This window comes from Rhodococcus sp. C-2 (assembly GCF_027854095.1).
GTDB lineage: Bacteria > Actinomycetota > Actinomycetes > Mycobacteriales > Mycobacteriaceae > Rhodococcus_F > Rhodococcus_F qingshengii.
In genome coordinates this window covers 357,386-374,070 of the sequence record NZ_JAQGFI010000004.1, presented here as the reverse complement: position 1 = coordinate 374,070, position 16,685 = coordinate 357,386, and the positions used below count along the sequence as shown (strand labels likewise).

At 64.8% G+C, this 16,685-nt stretch carries 13 protein-coding genes; 6 read left to right on the top strand and 7 right to left on the bottom strand.

Annotated elements, in window-relative coordinates:
* Positions 1–85: 85 nt before the first annotated feature.
* Positions 86–2,224: an ATP-dependent DNA helicase UvrD2 gene (locus tag PCS43_RS10885; RefSeq protein ID WP_073512806.1), complete on the bottom strand. Its 2,139-nt coding sequence runs from the start codon at positions 2,222–2,224 to the stop codon at positions 86–88.
* 103 nt (positions 2,225–2,327) lie between these two features.
* Between PCS43_RS10885 and PCS43_RS10880 the strand changes: the two genes are divergently transcribed.
* Positions 2,328–2,585 (top strand): mycoredoxin, encoded by a 258-nt coding sequence (locus PCS43_RS10880; RefSeq protein WP_003942350.1) that lies wholly within the window; start codon positions 2,328–2,330, stop codon positions 2,583–2,585.
* A gap of 14 nt (positions 2,586–2,599) precedes the next feature.
* On the opposite strand, the gene nudC is transcribed toward PCS43_RS10880, so the two are convergent.
* Positions 2,600–3,499: an NAD(+) diphosphatase gene (gene nudC, locus PCS43_RS10875; RefSeq protein WP_007731249.1), complete on the bottom strand. Its 900-nt coding sequence runs from the start codon at positions 3,497–3,499 to the stop codon at positions 2,600–2,602.
* A 38-nt stretch (positions 3,500–3,537) separates the two neighbouring features.
* Positions 3,538–4,605 carry a potassium channel family protein gene (locus PCS43_RS10870; RefSeq protein WP_003942296.1) on the bottom strand — a complete coding sequence of 356 codons (1,068 nt, stop codon included), beginning with the start codon at positions 4,603–4,605 and terminating at the stop codon, positions 3,538–3,540.
* A 156-nt stretch (positions 4,606–4,761) separates the two neighbouring features.
* Here PCS43_RS10870 and PCS43_RS10865 point away from each other — a divergent pair, with 156 nt between their 5' ends.
* Positions 4,762–5,163 (top strand): DoxX family protein, encoded by a 402-nt coding sequence (locus PCS43_RS10865; protein ID WP_003942341.1) that lies wholly within the window; start codon positions 4,762–4,764, stop codon positions 5,161–5,163.
* On the opposite strand, the gene PCS43_RS10860 is transcribed toward PCS43_RS10865, so the two are convergent.
* On the bottom strand, positions 5,160–8,552 hold the full coding sequence (locus PCS43_RS10860) for an ATP-dependent helicase (protein WP_065352233.1): 3,393 nt from the start codon (positions 8,550–8,552) through the stop codon (positions 5,160–5,162). The two genes, PCS43_RS10865 and PCS43_RS10860, sit on opposite strands and share 4 nt — an antisense overlap.
* Entirely contained in the window at positions 8,553–11,915 is a 3,363-nt protein-coding gene (locus tag PCS43_RS10855; RefSeq protein ID WP_209908165.1) for an ATP-dependent helicase, read from the bottom strand.
* 52 nt (positions 11,916–11,967) lie between these two features.
* Here PCS43_RS10855 and PCS43_RS10850 point away from each other — a divergent pair, with 52 nt between their 5' ends.
* From PCS43_RS10850 to PCS43_RS10840, 3 genes are read left to right on the top strand one after another with little or no spacing between them, the layout of a single operon-like run.
* On the top strand, positions 11,968–12,756 hold the full coding sequence (locus PCS43_RS10850; RefSeq protein ID WP_042922178.1) for an alpha/beta hydrolase: 789 nt from the start codon (positions 11,968–11,970) through the stop codon (positions 12,754–12,756).
* A 10-nt stretch (positions 12,757–12,766) separates the two neighbouring features.
* A complete protein-coding gene (locus PCS43_RS10845; protein WP_003942322.1) occupies positions 12,767–13,063 on the top strand; it encodes an MGMT family protein in 297 nt (98 codons plus the stop codon).
* 50 nt (positions 13,064–13,113) lie between these two features.
* A complete protein-coding gene (locus PCS43_RS10840; protein ID WP_209908163.1) occupies positions 13,114–14,859 on the top strand; it encodes an NTP transferase domain-containing protein in 1,746 nt (581 codons plus the stop codon).
* A gap of 5 nt (positions 14,860–14,864) precedes the next feature.
* Here the strand turns inward: PCS43_RS10840 and PCS43_RS10835 are convergent, their stop codons facing one another.
* On the bottom strand, positions 14,865–15,209 hold the full coding sequence (locus PCS43_RS10835; protein WP_054826395.1) for a hypothetical protein: 345 nt from the start codon (positions 15,207–15,209) through the stop codon (positions 14,865–14,867).
* The gene (locus PCS43_RS10830) at positions 15,206–15,784 is read right to left on the bottom strand and encodes a hypothetical protein (RefSeq protein WP_042922177.1); all 579 of its coding nucleotides are present in this window, start codon (positions 15,782–15,784) and stop codon (positions 15,206–15,208) included. The genes PCS43_RS10835 and PCS43_RS10830 overlap by 4 nt, the downstream gene beginning before the upstream one ends.
* Before the next feature lie 89 nt (positions 15,785–15,873).
* Between PCS43_RS10830 and PCS43_RS10825 the strand changes: the two genes are divergently transcribed.
* Complete coding sequence (locus PCS43_RS10825; RefSeq protein WP_003942311.1) at positions 15,874–16,641, top strand: 8-oxoguanine DNA glycosylase OGG fold protein; 768 nt, start codon at positions 15,874–15,876, stop codon at positions 16,639–16,641.
* The last annotated feature ends 44 nt before the right edge of the window (positions 16,642–16,685 follow it).

Genomic DNA, 16,685 nt, shown 5'->3' with positions numbered 1-16,685 from the left:
ACCAGAGTAGAGAATCTGCCGAATCTGCACAACCTATTTTTGACCTGCGGTTATGTAACTCACCGTTGTCGATTCGGATGTGTTGTCAGATATCGAGTGTTGCCGCTCGCAGTTCACCGCGAATGACAGCTAGTACGTCTTCCCCGAAGTTGTCGAGTTTCTTCGGCCCGATTCCAGGGATCGAAACCAGTCCACGATTATCTTGTGGTCGTTGTTCGGCAATAGCCATCAGTGTGTTGTCACTGAAGACGACATAGGCCGGAACTTTGAGTTCTCTGGACTTGTCCAGACGCCAGGCCTTGAGGTGCTCGAGCAATTCCAGGTCGACATTGGACGGGCATTTTTCGCAGCGCCCGAGCATGGTCGCCGACGTCCCGATCAACGGTTTGCCGCATACGCGGCAGCGCGGACGCTTCTTGTTTCCCGACGACGGCGCGGCGACGCGCGAGGCCGGCGAGTCCTCCGGGATTAGTCCGTTGAGAAATCTCGACCGGCGACGGGACTTGCGTCCACCCTCATTGCGGGCCAATGCCCACGACAGCTGCAGATGCTCGCGAGCGCGAGTAACCCCCACGTAGAGAAGCCGACGCTCCTCCTCCACCGCGACGTCGTCGGCGCCCGAATTGGCGTCGCCGAGAACGTGTTGGATAGGCAGGGTGCCGTCGTTGAGGCCGACCAGGAACACCGCATCCCATTCGAGCCCCTTGGCCGCGTGGATGGAGGCCAGCGTCACACCTTGCACGGTCGGTGGGTGCCGCGCCTCGGCTCGGGCCGTGAGCTCCTGTAGAAGCCCGGTGAGCGTCAGTTCAGGTTCGTGGACAAGTTGTTCTTCGGTGAGCGCCACGAGAGCCGAGAGCGACGCCCAGCGCTCGCGTGCCTGAGTACCCGAAGGCTCTTCGTTGGTCAGGCCGAGCGGCGCGAGCACAGCGCGGACGAGTGAGACCAGCGCTTCGCCGTTGTCTGCACCTTCGGGGAGGTCGTCGCGTCCAGCTGCCTGACGCAGCGCTGCCACCGCCTGACGTACCTCGGTGCGAGTGAAGAAGCCCTCTCCACCGCGCACCTGGAACGGGATGCCCAGCTTCGTCAGGGCCTGCTCGTGCGCCTCCGACTGAGCATTGATCCGGTACAGAACAGCGATCTCGGCAGCAGGGGTGCCTGCCGCGATCAGCCGTTTGATCGCCCGCGCAACGCCGAGCGCCTCGGCCGGCTCGTCGTCGAACTCCATGAACTCCGGCTCAGGCCCCGGCGCGCGCTGCCCGATCAGCTGCAGACGCGTCCCGGCGATCCGCCCGCGCGCGGCACCGATCACGCGGTTCGCCAACGACACGACCTCAGGGGTGGAGCGGTAATCCCGTTCGAGCCGAACGACGGTCGCTTCGGGGAATTTCCGGGAGAAGTCCAACAGATAGTTGGGGGTGGCTCCGGTGAAGGAGTAGATGGTCTGATTCGCATCGCCCACCACGGTCAGATCGTCTCGGTCGCCCAGCCAGGCGTCGAGCACACGCTGCTGAAGTGGGGTGACGTCCTGATACTCGTCCACGACGAAGCAGCGATACCGCTCGCGGAACTCGTCGGCGACTGTCGAATGCTCTTCGAGAGCTGCCGCCGTGTGCAGTAGGAGATCGTCGAAATCAAGCAGCATGCCGTCCTGGCCGCGTGCTTTCAGCTCTTCGTATGCGGCATACACCTGGGCCACCTTGGTGGCATCGACCGGTGCCTCACGGCGAATCTTGGCGATCGCGCGTGGGTAATCCTCCGGCGCGATCAGCGACGCCTTCGACCACTCGATTTCACTGGCGAGGTCGCGGACGCTTTCCGTGCTGGTGGACAATCCCACCCGGGCTGCGGCACTGCTGACAACCGCGAACTTTCGGTCCAGCAGACGCCACGGCGTGTCGCCGACAACCTGCGGCCAGAAGTACTTCAGTTGACGGAGAGCAGCAGCGTGAAAAGTTCGAGCCTGCACCTGCGGCCCACTCCCGCCGACGCCCAGCTCACGGAGACGTCCACGCATTTCCCCGGCCGCACGAGCGGTGAACGTCACGGCAAGCACCTGACCGGCCGACACGTGACCGTCGGCAACCAGATGAGCGATCCGGCGTGTGATGGTGCGGGTTTTGCCTGTTCCAGCGCCCGCGAGGACACATACCGGGCCGCGTGGCGCGAGCACGGCGGCCGATTGTTCTGGATCCAGTCCGGTGTCCGCAGGCATGGGGACCATCATGGCAGGACGTTCCGACACTCCATTCGCCGCGCCCGACGGTATGTGGGCAAGAGAACACGGGCCGATACGGAACAACGCTCTCGGTCGTGGTGTTATATCCGCCGTGACTTCTACCGAAAATGCGCCTGCCCTGACCATCTACTCGACCACGTGGTGCGGCTACTGCCGTCGCCTCAAGACGCAGCTCAACGCGTCGGGGATCGAGTACACCGAGATCGACATCGAGAACGATCCGGCAGCAGCCGATTTCGTCGGCAGCGTCAACGGTGGCAATCACGTCGTTCCGACCGTGAAGTACGGCGACGGCAGCGTTGCGACCAACCCGTCGCTCAACCAGGTCAAGCAGGCTCTGGGTCTGTAGACCTTCTCCGGCTGCTACTTGACCCAGCTCTCGAGCATTCCGCGAGCGATGGAGATCGACCCGGGCAGCAGCAGTGGCGCGTCCGCTTCCGAACCCCAGTCGCCGAGTTCGAGAGCGGCGCGCACCTCGTCTTTCGTGAACCAGGTGCCCTCGGCGATCTCGCCGTCCGCGAACAGCAGCGGAGCGGCGGGGTCGCCGATTGCGGCGAAGCCCAACATCACCGAGCGAGGGAACGGCCAGGGCTGGCTCCCGAGGTATCGAACGCTGTGCACGTCGATACCGACTTCTTCCTTGATCTCGCGGACAACACACGTTTCGAGTGACTCCCCGGCCTCGACGAATCCCGCGAGAATCGAGAAACGGCGCTGCGGCCAGGTCGGCTGACGCGCGAGTAGAACTCGATCGCCGCCGTCGTGCACCAGGCAGATGACCGCCGGATCCGTTCGGGGAAACTCCTCGTGGCCGGTGGACGTGGAAATGCGTGACCAGCCGGACATCGTGGGTTCACTCGGTGCGCCGTCGATAGCGCTGAATCCGGCACTGTCGTGCCAGTTGAGAATCGCGACGGCACCGGTCAACAAACCGGCGTCCGCGTCGTCGAGTGTTCCGCCGAGCATCCGCAATTCAGACAAAGTGCCCGCCAGCAGCGACACCCGCACCGCCCAGACGTGGCGATTCTCCCGAATTCCCAGGAAGACCGCGCCGCGCACCGGTTCGGGCCCCAACTCGGTTGCCTCGGCGAAGACCAATTGACCTTCCGGCGACACCTTGACCTGACCCCGTGAATTCACACGGAGGAGCAGTGCGTCCGCCCAACCCGTCGTCAGTGCAGCGGCGTCCGACCGCAATTCCTCGGCGCGGCCGACGCTCGAGCGTGAGAGCAGAGGTGTTTCGGTCAGCTGGAAGTCGTTCACGCTCACGACATTACTGCGCGCACGAAGCTCGGTAACACTCAGTTCGTGACGCGGCGAATGTAGAGCAGTCGATCGTTCTCCTCGACGGCGTCCACCTCGGGCGAACCGACGCGAACCAGACGGCCGTCGCGAACGACCCCGAGCACGATGTCGGAGAGATGACGCGGAGAGCCGCCGACCTCGTCGCGCTCGACGGCACGCTCGGCAATCGCGAATCCGGCCTCCGGAGTCAGCAGGTCTTCGATCATCTCCACGACGGTCGGCGTCGTGGTCGCGATGCCGAGGAGTCGACCCGCCGTCTCCGAGGACACGACGACGGAGTCTGCGCCGGACTGACGCAGAAGATGCGCGTTGTCGGCTTCACGGATGGCTGCGGCGATCTTGGCTTTCGGCGCGATTTCGCGGGCTGTCAGCGTCACGAGCACTGCGGTGTCGTCACGGTTGGTTGCCACGATGATCGACGACGCATTCTGCGCACCTGCCAACCGAAGTACGTCCGATTTCGTCGCCGAACCGAATACCGTCACCAGGCCTTTGCTCGCCGCCGAATCGAGGACGGTCTGATCGGTGTCCACGACCACGATCTCCGACGCCGGTACACCGTCACCGAGCATTGCTTCGATTGCCGTCCGCCCCTTGGTCCCGTATCCGACGACGACGGTGTGATTACGCACGTGCTGCCTCCAACGCTGAATTTTGAACGCCTGACGCGAACTCTCGGTCAGAGCTGAAAGTGTGGTTCCGACCAACACGATCAAGAAGAAGATCCGAAGTGGCGTGATCAACAGGACGTTGACCAGGCGCGCCGACGGCGTGAACGGAGTGATATCGCCGTAGCCGGTGGTCGAGAGCGAAACCGTCGCATAGTAAATGCAGTCGAGCAGCGACAGCTCGTTGTCCTGTGCGTCCCGGTATCCCGCGCGATCGATGTACACGATCAACACGGCGGCGCCGAGAGCACCCAACGCGATGAGAACTCGCTTGTAGATGGCCCGCGCCGGACTTGTCTGTAGCTGGGGAATGCGCAGCACCCCGACAAGGGCGAAGTCAGGCTGATCGGTCAATGCTTCCGACCTGGTCAAACGCGCCCGGAGCTTACCGGCCATACATCGACTCTCTCACTCGAACTTACGAAATACCTACACGGACATCGGCAGGCAGCGTAACCCTCGAAGATCGACTTCGGAACTCGGGCGCCGAATAGCGCGCGGGTCGTGGCGCCGGTAGTGGCAAGAAGGTCCACCGTGAGGCAGGCTGGGCAAATGCCTTTCACCGGTTCGACGTCCACTCCCAGCCAAGCGGCCGCTCTTCGTTTGTCGGCCCTCCTTCTCGGCGCCGGCACCATGCATTTCGTGGCGCCTTCCTTCTTCGACAGCACCGTTCCCCGCCAACTTCCCGGACAGGCCCGCACCTACACCCAGGTGTCCGGCGTCGCGGAACTGGCGATCGGCGCTGCCTTGGCCGTGCCGAAGACCCGCAAGCTCGGCGCGGGCCTTGCCGCCGCGCTCTTTGTTGCCGTGTTCCCCGCCAACATCCAGATGGCGATCGACTGGTGCCGAAGCCCGAAGACGTCCACACCGCAGAAGATCGGTTCGATCGCACGTCTTCCCCTGCAGGTTCCGCTGGTGACCGAAGCACTCAAGGCTCGTCGAAACGCAAGCTAATCTTGCGCGCCTGCCGTTCGGATGAGGCGAGCGAGAGCCTCACCGTCCGGCAGGTTCTCGGGTGCGATGGTGCGACCCGATCGAACGTAGTGAAACGCCGCCCGCACCTTGTCGGCCGGAAACTGTTCGTTGCGCCCCGCCGAACGGGCTCTGGCGGACATCAATTCGGCCCAGGCCACCCGATACGCGGCCAACTGCATCACAACAGCGTCCTCGTTGGCGGCCGACGGTTCGGCACCGGTCTTCCAGTCGATCACCGTCCATCCGCCGTCGGGATCGGCGAACACAGCGTCGATCCGACCGCGGAGAACCGTTCCGGCAATGGATGTTTCGAAAGGAACTTCCACTTCGATCGGGCTGCGATTGGCCCACGGGGACCGCAGGAACGCATCCTGAAGTTTCACCAGATCGGTCTCGGGACCCGCGCCGGTATCCGCGGCGCCGGGTAGTTCGTCGAGATCCAACAGTCGGGTCGCACCGAACCTTCGCTCGATCCAGGCGTGAAAAGCCGTGCCGCGCCGAGCGAGCGGGTTCGGTGGGTACGGCAGTGGTCTACGCAGCCGTGCCGCGAGTTCATCCGGATCTGCCTTGAGGTCGACGAGCTGAGTCACCGAAAGCTGCGCCGGGAGAATCACTTCGGCACGCGCGTTTGCCCGGGCTTCGCGCTCGGCCAAGAGCACGTCGACGTCCGAGGCCCAGTTCTCCGGATCGTCCTCCGGTTCTTCCGCCTCTTGGCTGTCTTGCGGCAGCGAAGCAAGTGCGGACAGGACGCTTGCGGCTCCGGCCTCGACCGCGCCGCGCCGCGCACCCAGCGGATCCGGCGGCCACTGCGCCGTACGGGGCGTGGCGGCCAACGGGTTCTCGGTGTCAGGTTCCGGTGCAGGCGCCCACTCCTCCACGACGCCGATCGCACCGCGCGAGTCTTCCTCATCGGCATCGTTTTCGGCCGCGACCATCTGATGCAGCTCGTCCAGGAACTCCGAAGGCCCCTTCGGTTCCGAACCGGATTCCGCCCAGTGATGCGCCGAGATGAACAGCGCCCGTTCGGTTCTGGTCAGCGCGACGTAGAACAGTCGCCGGTCCTCGTCCAGTCGACGGTTGGACAAGGCCTTCTTGTGCGCCGTGATCGCGTTCTCGAGGTCCTTGCGGTTGTAGAGCTCCTCGAGGTCGAGCACCGGAACTCCGTCGGCCGAATCCGCGTCGACGGCCCGGTCCCCACGCAACGACGGTGGCAGTTCGGCGAGCGCCCCGAGCCACGATCCGGACGCGGTGGTCGAGGGGAACACCCCGTCGCTGACATGCGGGATCGCCACTACTTCCCATTCGAGCCCCTTCGCCGAGTGCACGGTCAAGATCTGCACGCGATCCGGCGCCACCTCCACTTCGCCCGGAGTGAGGCCCTTTTCGATCTGTTCGGCGGCCGCGAAGAATGCGAGCATCCCGGGCAGATTGGCTGTTGGACGCGTCGCGTAATTGGCGACGACGTCGGCAAATGCGTCGAGATGCTCGCGGCCCGCGGTCCCGACGACACCGACTCGAGTTCGCGCGCCTGCCTCGATTCCGATACCGAGCACCCGCTCGACCTCCGCCACCAGTTCGGTGAGCGGCTGGCCGATACGTTCGCGCAACGACGCCAATTCTGCCGCTATCGCGTTGATGCGTGTGTACCCGAGAGCTGAATAGCGTTCTGCCGGGCCTGGATCGGAGATCGAATCGACCAATCCTGCTTGCTCGGCGTTCTCCCCCGGCAGCGCGTCCTGAACTGCCGAGGTGAGCGCCTCGGCGTCGGTGACCGCACCCGCTGTTCCGTATCCGGCGGAGATGGCAAGTTCGCGAGAGCGTTGCGAGAGTGCGGCGAGGTCCTTCGCGCCGATCTGCCATCTCGCTCCGGTGAGCAGCCGAACGGCGGCGCTACCCGCCAGCGGATCGGCGACCACTCGGAGCATGGCGATCACGTCCGCCACCTCGGGTGTGTGCAGGAGCCCACCGAGTCCGACCACTTCGACGGGCAGACCTTTGGACCGCAAAGCCTCGGCCAGCGGGGCAGCATCGGCGTTGCGGCGGATCAACACCGCTGCCGTGGGCGTCGGGCGGTCTTCGGCACGTGCCGCCTCGTACTCTTCGGCGATCTTCTCCGCAACCCACTGACGTTCCTGTTCGACGTCTCCCAGCAGCGCCAGTCGAACGTCTCCGGCGACGGCTCCCGGCCGCGCACGAAGTGTGCTGACGGCCACACCGCGTCGGCGCAACGGTGCCGACGACAGGTTTGCCAATTCGAGAGCCTCCGGCGGGTTACGCCAACTGGTGAGCAGTTCGAGTGTCGGAGCCGGCTTTCCGTTGGCAAGCGGGAAGTCGGTTGCAAACCGTGGCAGGTTGGCCGCCGACGCGCCTCGCCAACCGTAGATCGACTGCATCGGATCGCCGACGGCTGTCAGCGCCAACCGGCCGTCGGCTCCCCCACCGAACAACGAGGACAACAACACTCGCTGAGCGTGACCGGTGTCCTGGTACTCGTCGAGAAGAACTACCCGAAAGCGCTCACGCTCGGTTTGCCCGACCTCGGGATGTTCGGAGGCGACACGGGCCGACAGCGACATCTGGCTGCCGAAATCCAATGCGCCTTCACGCCGCAGCGTCTCACCCAGCCGGGCAACGAGGGGCAGTAGCTCGATGCGTTTGTGTTGCACATCAAGGTAATTCAACAGCTCTTTGCTCGGCCCACCCCGCTGTTTCGGACCGGCGGGCAGAGTGTGAATCAGCTTGTCCAACTCGGTGTGAGCCTCGAGCAACTGCTCGGGGTCGACCAGGTGCTCCGCCAACTGACCGGCAAGGGCCAGAACGGTTTCGGTGATGGACCCCGGATTCTTGTCGGTGTCCAGATCACTGTCCCAGCCGCTCACGACGCGGTGCGCAACCTGCCACAGTTCGGTCTCGGACAACAGCGTCGCCGAGGGTTCGATCGGCAACAGCAGTCCGTGCTCGGACAGCAACCGTCCCGCGTAAGCATGGTAGGTACTGACTTCGGGTTCCCCGGCCAGAATCCGGGAACGCACTCCGCCGGTCGGGTCGAGTGCCCGCAAAACGTCCGAACCCGCCAGTCGCGCCAAGCGCTTGCGGATTCGCGACGTGAGCTGTTGTGCCGCTTTGCGCGTGAAGGTCAATCCGAGAACGGCCTCGGGATCGACGAAGCCGTTGGCCACCAGCCACACGACGCGAGCAGCCATCGTCTCGGTCTTACCGGCACCGGCACCGGCGACGACCAATGTCGGACCGAGCGGTGCGGCGATGACTGCCGCCTGTTCCGGCGTCGGCGGGTGTTGACCGAGCGCGACCGCCAGGTCGACAGGATCGATCTTCGGTCGGCGTGCCTTCTGCGTCGCGGCAGCCACTTAGTTACTCACCTGTCGTCCCTCGTCGTGTGCCGGGCAACTCGAGCGCACCGGGCAATGTCTACATCCGTCGTTGACCCTGGCCAGATACTGCGGCCCTTGGGTCGCTGCCGCTGCGTTGTGGATGACGTCTCGCCACATCTCGACGGCTTCGGCCGTCAGCGGCGGCTGAACTCGCTGCGCCGCACCGTCTTTCTTGTTGGACTTGGCCACGAATACCAGGCGTGCACCGCCGGGTTGTGTGGCCGGTTCGCCGGCAATCGCACCTTCGGCCGCTGCGACCTGGTACGCCGCCAACTGCGCGTGAGATTGCGCGGCCTCGTTGCTGACAGGGTTTCGCGCAGTCTTGACGTCGACAACCACCGGACGGCCTTCGGTGTCGCGCTCGAGCCGGTCGATCCGGCCACGAAGCTTGACCGCAGGCGCTCCTTCTTCGCGCGGTTCGAGGACCCCCTCGACCGCGACCTCGACGCCGACTTCGGTCAGTTCGCCGCGAGTTGCGTTCATCCAGGCGGTGAACGTCGCCAGCATCTCCCGAGTTCGATTGAGTTCGCGGCGCGAGTACCACTGCGATCCCAGATCGATGGATTCCCAGGCATTTTCGAGTGCCTTCTCGACCTGATCCGGTGGAATCCGGCCGGCCAATGCCTGCACCAAGGTATGGACCAGCGTACCGGCGATCGCATGAGTGTTGTCTCCGTCGCTGCCGCCATGACGCTCGAACACCCATCGGAGAGGGCATGTTTCGAGAAGCTCGATGGTGGACGGCGATAGTGAAACCGGTCCGTCCTCGGGCTGCCACATGGGAGCAGCGGTACTCGGCTCGGCTGTGCCGTACCACTGATCCGGGTGCGCGCCGCGTACCCCGGCAGCGGCCAGACGTGCCAACTGGCGAGCGGCCCGGGAATGCTTCTCGGGGTCGAAATGCGCGATGTCGGGATCACACACGACGCTGCGAAGCTGTGCGACCAGCGCAGGCAGCGACAGAACCCGGGTATCCCCGGTCTCGGGTGCAACGACGTCGAGACCGGAGGACGGATCGTCCGAGTAGGCGTCACCACGGATCAATTCGTCCACGAACCGCGAAGGCACCAAGTCGGTGTCCCCCGAAGCCGATTCGACTGCGGTGATCAGCAGACGGCGACGAGCACGGCTACAGGCAACCAGGAACAACCTGCGTTCTTCGGCCAGAAGCGGTGCGGTTCGCGAGAGTCGTTCGGCAGCCGAGTCACTGCCGTCGGAGACTCCGTTGACCAGGTCGATCAGCGCTTCGGTACGCAGTAGCGATCCGCGTGCCCGCAAACTCGGCCAGAGCCCCTCCTGCACACCCGCCACCGCCACGACCGCCCATTCGCGACCCGCCGCGGCGTGAGCGCTGACCACGGTGACGGCGTCGGGAGTGATGACCGATCGGCTCCGCGAGTCGGTCGGTATCTCCTGGCTGGTCAAGTAGTCGACGAAACCGGCGAGTTGCGAACGCGGCAACCGGTCGACGTAGTTGGCGGCCGCGTCGAAAAGTGCGACGACTGCGTCGAGGTCACGATCGGCCTGTGAGCCGATAGGTCCGCCGCGCGCCGACGCAGCCGCCCAGCGTCGTTCCAGCCCCGTCGCCTGCCATGCCGCCCACAGAACTTCTTCGACCCCGAGACCTCGCTCGAGAGGCACTCGGGCCTTGCGAAGGACCGACAGCACGCGATTGAGTGCCGCAGCTTCGACGTCTGTCAACTTGCCCATGAGGCGCTTGGACTGCGCACGATCCTCGTCGATCAGAATGAGCCGCAACAACTCCGAGGAGTCCCGATCACTTCCCGATGCCAACTCGACCCGGCGCAGGCCACGACGCAACCGGCGCAGGGTGACCGGCTCGGCGCCGCCGATGGGACCGGCCATCAGGGCAAGCGCGTCGTCGCCGGTGAACTGATCGCCGCCGAGCGCCCGAAGGACCAGCAGCAGGCCGGACACTCCGTGTTGCCTGGCCAGCGGCAATTCGGTGGCAGCGGTCGTGACGGGTACCCCGGCCGCGAGCAGCGCTCGCCGGAGAGGGGCGAGAGTGCGCGGGACCGACCGAACGATGACGGCCATGTCGGACCAAGCAATCCCGTCCAGCAGATGCGCCCGGCGCAAGGTATCTGCGACGACTGCCGCTTCTTTGGCCGTCGTACCGAGAACCCGCACCGACGCCCGCCCCGGCTCCTCATCGGTGAGATCGGATGGAACCGCGATGCGATGAGCAAGGTTGCCGGGCAGCCGCGCAGCGATCTTGGCCGCGATCGACGCGACGTCGGCGTTGTTGCGAAACGTGGTGGGCAGGACGATCTGGCGCTCGTCTCCGCGCTCGGCGAGTCCGAGTAGGAACGCCGAATCCGCACCGCGGAACCCGAAGACCGACTGATCGGGATCACCGGCGATGACCGTGCCCGCAGTTGCGGTTCCGATCAGCCGAACCAGCTGCGCCGCCTGCGGATCCAGATGTTGTGCGTCGTCGACGAGTAGGTGCCGGATCCGAGCGCGCTCGGAGCGAAGCAATTCGGGATCGGTGGCGAACGCGGTCAATGCCGCACCGATCAACTCGGCCGCGTCGAGTGCCGGCGCCGTCGCCTCCGGAGCCTCGACACCGACACTGCCGCGTAGCAGCACGCCTTGCTCGTAGGCCTCGGCGAACCGCCCGGCCGCCACCCACTCCGGACGGCCACGCTTCTTGCCGAGCTTGACCAGATCTTCGGGACCGAGTCCGCGCTCGTTCGCTCGCAGCATCAGATCTCGAAGTTCGACGGCAAAGCCGTTCAAACCCAATGCGGGTCGCAGGCGCTCCGGCCACCGGAGCGCACCGTCTTCGATGTCGCCGCGCAACATCTCTCGGAGCACCGAGTCCTGCTCGGCGCCGGTGATCAGGCGTGGCGGCGCGTTGCCGTGCGCTGCGGCTTGAAGCCGGAGTACGGCAAAGGCGTACGAGTGAACGGTGCGGACCAACGGCTCACGAGTTGCCTGCGGTCCGCGTTCTTGTTCGTACCCGAGCAACCCGGCCGTGATCTGCTCGCGGACCTGCGTCGCTGCCCGGCGCGACTGGGTGAGCACCAGGACCGATTCAGGATCTTCGCCACCGGAGATCTTCTGCACTGCCAGATCCACGAGAAGGGACGTCTTGCCCGTTCCGGGGCTGCCGAGTACCTGCCAGGGACTCCAGGCGGCCCCCGAGCCGAATGAAACAGGGCCGAACGCGAGTTGGAAAGGATCCTCGGACGGCGGCGCGAACAGCCGGGCCGTCCCTCCGTCCCATGTTCGGGGTATCGGAGACGGCGCAGTTCGGTGCACCAACCGCGCCCGCGGGATGGTGACCTTGCTGCGTGTTGCCGTCTCACTCACCCAGGCATTCCACCAGAGCGCACCGACAACTCACACATCGCCTGCTTCCGGCATGATTGACCTCGTGTCTGCACTCCATACGTATCTCTACGGACCCGTCGGGGCACCGGAGATCCTTTCGCTGCACGGTCTGACCGGTCACGGCCGACGTTGGCAGTCGATGGCCGAGAACCAACTGCCCCAAGCGCGCTGGATCTCGCCCGATCTGCGTGGTCACGGACGCTCGACCTGGGCTCCTCCGTGGAACATCGAATCCCACGTGGCGAGCCTGCTGGAGACGCTCGACGAACATGCCACCGGACCGGTGGTGATCGTCGCGCATTCTTTCGGCGGAATGCTGGCGCTGCACCTCGCGGCCACCGCACCGGAACGCGTTCGTGGGCTCGTCCTGCTCGACCCGGCGATCGGGTTGGATCCGACTTTCATGCAGGAAGTGGCCGAACTCACAATCGGCTCACCGGATTACACCGATGCGGCAGAGGCATACTCCGAGAAGATTCACGGCTCGTGGGGTGAGGTTCCCACCCAGGACCTCGACGTCGAGATGGCTGAACACCTGATCGAACTGGGCAACGGACGCGTCAACTGGCGCCTGTCCACGCCCGCGATCGTGACCGGGTGGGGCGAACTCGCTCGCCCGATCGTGCTGCCTCCGTCGTCGATGCCCACCGTGCTGGTTCAGGCGATGAAGGTCCAACCGCCGTACGTCACCGCCGAGCTCCGGGCAGCACTCACCGAGCACCTCGGTGAAAATCTGACCGGTGTCGAATTCGACTGTGACCACATGGTCCCGCACGTGCGGGCCGACGAAGTCGCCGCCCTCGTTCGCAGCATGCTCTGAAGGAACCGACATGGCAGCCACCACCGAAGAGCAGATCGAAGAGGTACGGCGCCTCATCGCGTCGATTCCGGCCGGTTTCGTGGCGACGTACGGCGATATCGCTGATGCTGCAGGACTTTCCAGTGCTCGCACGGTCGGTTGGATCATGCGAACGGACTCTGCCGACCTGCCGTGGCATCGGGTTCTCGGCGCCTCCGGCAAACCGTCGGCGCACCTGGCTCATCGTCAGATCGCCAAGCTCGAACTCGAAGGCGTGCCGATCAAGGACGGTCGGATCGACCTGAAGAAAGCTCGGTATCACTTCTGATTCACGTGTCACCGGTCGTCGTGACGCGGGCGATGGGGCAGCATGGAGGTATGACCGTCACGCCGCCGACAGCCGCCCTCATTCTGGCGGGTGGTCGCGGGACCCGAATGGGTGGTGTCGACAAACCCGGCCTGCTCGTTCACGGCCGCAGGCTCCTCGACATCGCGCTTTCAGCGACGGCGCATCTGGACGCCGTCGTCGTGGTCGGTCCACATCGCCCTGAACTTGATCCTGGCATCACTCAAACTCAGGAAACTCCGGCCGGAGCCGGCCCTGTCGAGGCGATCTGGGCCGGATTGTCTGCGACCCGGTTACCCGACGACGCCGTGGTGGTGGTCCTGGCGTCCGATCTGCCGCACATCGAGGCCGTATCAGTCGACGCTTTGATAGCTGCCACGTCGACGGACAGTCCGGTGACGTGTGCCGTGGACGAGAACAACCGAACCCAATTCCTGCTCTCCGCGTGGACATTTCGCGAGCTCCGGCAACGCCTGTCCACATTGCGGGAGAGTTCGGGGTTGGAGAATCAACCTATGAAAGCGATTGTCACCGAACCGTTCTCGACGCTGCGTGTCGCTGGTACCACTGACTGCGACACACCGGCGGACATCGACCGCGCGCGAAACCATCCGCGCCTGACGATCGAGCAAGCCCGCGCCGCCGTCAGGAACTCACTGACAGCATTGTCACCACACCGGGCCGCCCTCGCCGACAGTCTCGGAGCAACGCTCGCGCAGCCTCTCGTCGCCCTGGGTGATCTTCCTCGATCCGATGTCTCGGCGATGGACGGGTACGCCGTCTCCGGCGAGGGTCCCTGGCGAATCCGCACCGAGATCCGTATCGCGGGCGCCGACGGGCAACTCGAACTCGGTGAAGGCGAAGCGATTCGCATTGCCACGGGAGCACACCTGCCCCTCGGCGCCACCTCGGTGATTCGTGACGAGTATCTGTCCGTCGACGAGCCATCTCGGATGGTACGGAGACTGCCGGATGCGCCGCACCGCAACGACGCTCGACCACGAGGGGAAGATTGGACCACCGGATTCACGATCGCCCCGACTGGTACCGCGGTGACTCCGGCGGTGGTCTCCGCAGCTGCCAGCGGTGAAGTGTTCGACGCCCTCGTCCGTGGTCCGGTACGGGCACGCGTGACAGTCACCGGCGACGAGATCCGGCGGACCGGTCCACTGCGTGAAGGTCAGACCCGCGACTCCGTCGGTGGGATTCTCCCCTACCTATTGGAAAGCAACGGCTTACGGTGCGTGGCGAATTCGCACCTGAGGGACACGGCCGACAGTTTCGAGCGTGTACTGGCGGATGCGACTGAACAGGACCTGCTTGTTGTCATTGGTGCGACGGGCGGCGGCGCTGCCGACGAAATGCGCAGTGCGCTCGATCGACTCGGCGCTCGCACGATTGTCGGGCGAGTCGCCTCGCGCCCGGGCGGATCTCAGATAACGGCTGTCCTGCCCAGTGGTCGGGTGGTTCTCGGCCTCCCCGGCAACCCGTACGCCGCAGTGACCACCCTGTTGACGATGCTGCCCACCGTCGTGGCCGCCTTGACGGGAAGCGACACACCACCGCCACTGCTCGGCATCATCGAGAACGCCGCTGCGGTGACTTCCGATGCGGTACGCCTACTGCCGGTCACACAATCCGCCGACGGTCGCTGGCGCGCCGAACCGTCTGTACGTACCGCACACCTGGCGGGGTTGATCGGGCGCTCCGCGTTTGCACTCGTTCCGCCACACGCGGAAGACGGTGCCGTCGCCGAAGTGGTTGTCCTCCCACGCTGATCGGGTCAGTCGTTTGGGCGCCTACGCCGGTTGACCCCGACCACGCCGACCACTGTCGCAAGCACCAGCGAATACACGCCCCACAGCACTAAGAACGGCAGCAACCAGCCGGCATCAACGGTCTGACCGCGCGGTCCGACGCAGTACAGCGTGAAATTGGTGGACGTACCGTCGCCGTCGGAAAAGGTATCCGAGACGACCATCGCGCTCGATGTGGGAGCTTCACAGAAAATCGGCGCCAAATGAGCGACCTGTCCTGGCCAGATCACCGAAGACAGTAGTGCAGCAAAGATTCCCACGACCACGATCACCACTACCGAGATCACCAACGGAGCGATACGGCGGCTCACAGCGGGTGCACCAGGAAGGGAGTTCCGTCAGGCTCGAAGACCACCAGCGCCCGCGAGCGTGGAGATTCCACCATCACGGATGCGCGAATCGCCTCGGTGCGACTGACCGAGATCCCGGTGACTTCGCCGTCGTCGACACCGCTGTTCTCCAGCGCGTCGTCGACCAACTTCTCGAGGTTCGTCAATGCCGGCACTTGATCCAGCGTGAACGATCGTGCATCGAGATCGTCGGTGACACTGACTTGCACGGGGCTCGGCTCGCCGAGAATGACTCCGTCGAAAGAGAATCTGTCGAGCTGGGTCGGCTTCCCGGGGTCTCGAACGGTGACTCCGAGCGTCTCGATCGGGCTGATGTCGATGCTGGTCACCGATACCGCGTCGACGCCGTATCTATGTGCGAGGCTGTCGAACCCGCCTCGCACCAACTCCGACGTCATCCCACCGCCACGTTCGCGCATCTGATTGTCGAAATCCATCCGATCGACGGCACCGATACATCCGCTCAGACTCGTGGCCGCCAAAGCGATGGCTACCGTCCACAGCGCCGACCGCACCTGCGAGGACGCGAATTTCATGAGCGGAGCGTACCGCGAGTGTCCGGTTCCATCCCGGTGGACTGCGCGTCGCACGAATTACTGTCGGCGACTCGTGGGATCATCGCGCCATGAATCGTGTCGACGAAGGATTCGAACCGCCGGACGCATTGGTCGAGTGGTGCCGCTCCCGCACCTTTCCACTGCACGTCCTCGACGACGAAGCCACCGTCGACCTGGATTGGTGGAACGCCCACCTGAAGGACGCCGGCCACACCATCAGCCTGCGCGGGCGTGATCTCGACGGCAAAGTGATCACCGAAGGCCGAGCCATCGTTCAACGCAACGACCTTCGCCCGTCGAGCGATCTCGTTGTCGCCCAGCACGACGGCCTCGGACTACTGTTTCTCTGCGCGGCCTGGCAGGGCTCGCACGAGAGCCGACGTTTCACACGGCGGTTCCCCAACGTCTTCAATCCCCATCACCGCGAGGACGAGGATCCGCTGACCCAGATCACAGCCATTCTCGATCACTGCTCGAAAAACAAGTCGATGCCCGTCGTCCGGCGCGACACCTGGTCCGGGTGGCCACTCACCCCCGGTGTCGGGGTATCGCTGATGGCCGCTTTCATGTGGGCAGTGGGCGTACAGGACGAAGGCCGACGCGCTCAGATGATCGACCAGTACGGAGTCTCGACGCTCATCCACGAGGGCTGGCTCGAGGATCCTTCCGTCACCGGCTTCACGACGCGTCGCTACCGCCGGTACTGCGAACTTCTCGACAGCTGGGCCTATGCCGCCGGCACCCAACCCGAGATCGTCGAGATGTGGTTGGTGAAAAGGTGGAGTGCGCGGTTGGCCCAAGCACGCAACGACGTGAGCGCCCCCACCCTGTTCTAACTCTCAGAACGGCTGCATCTCAGAACGGCTGCATCTCAGAACGG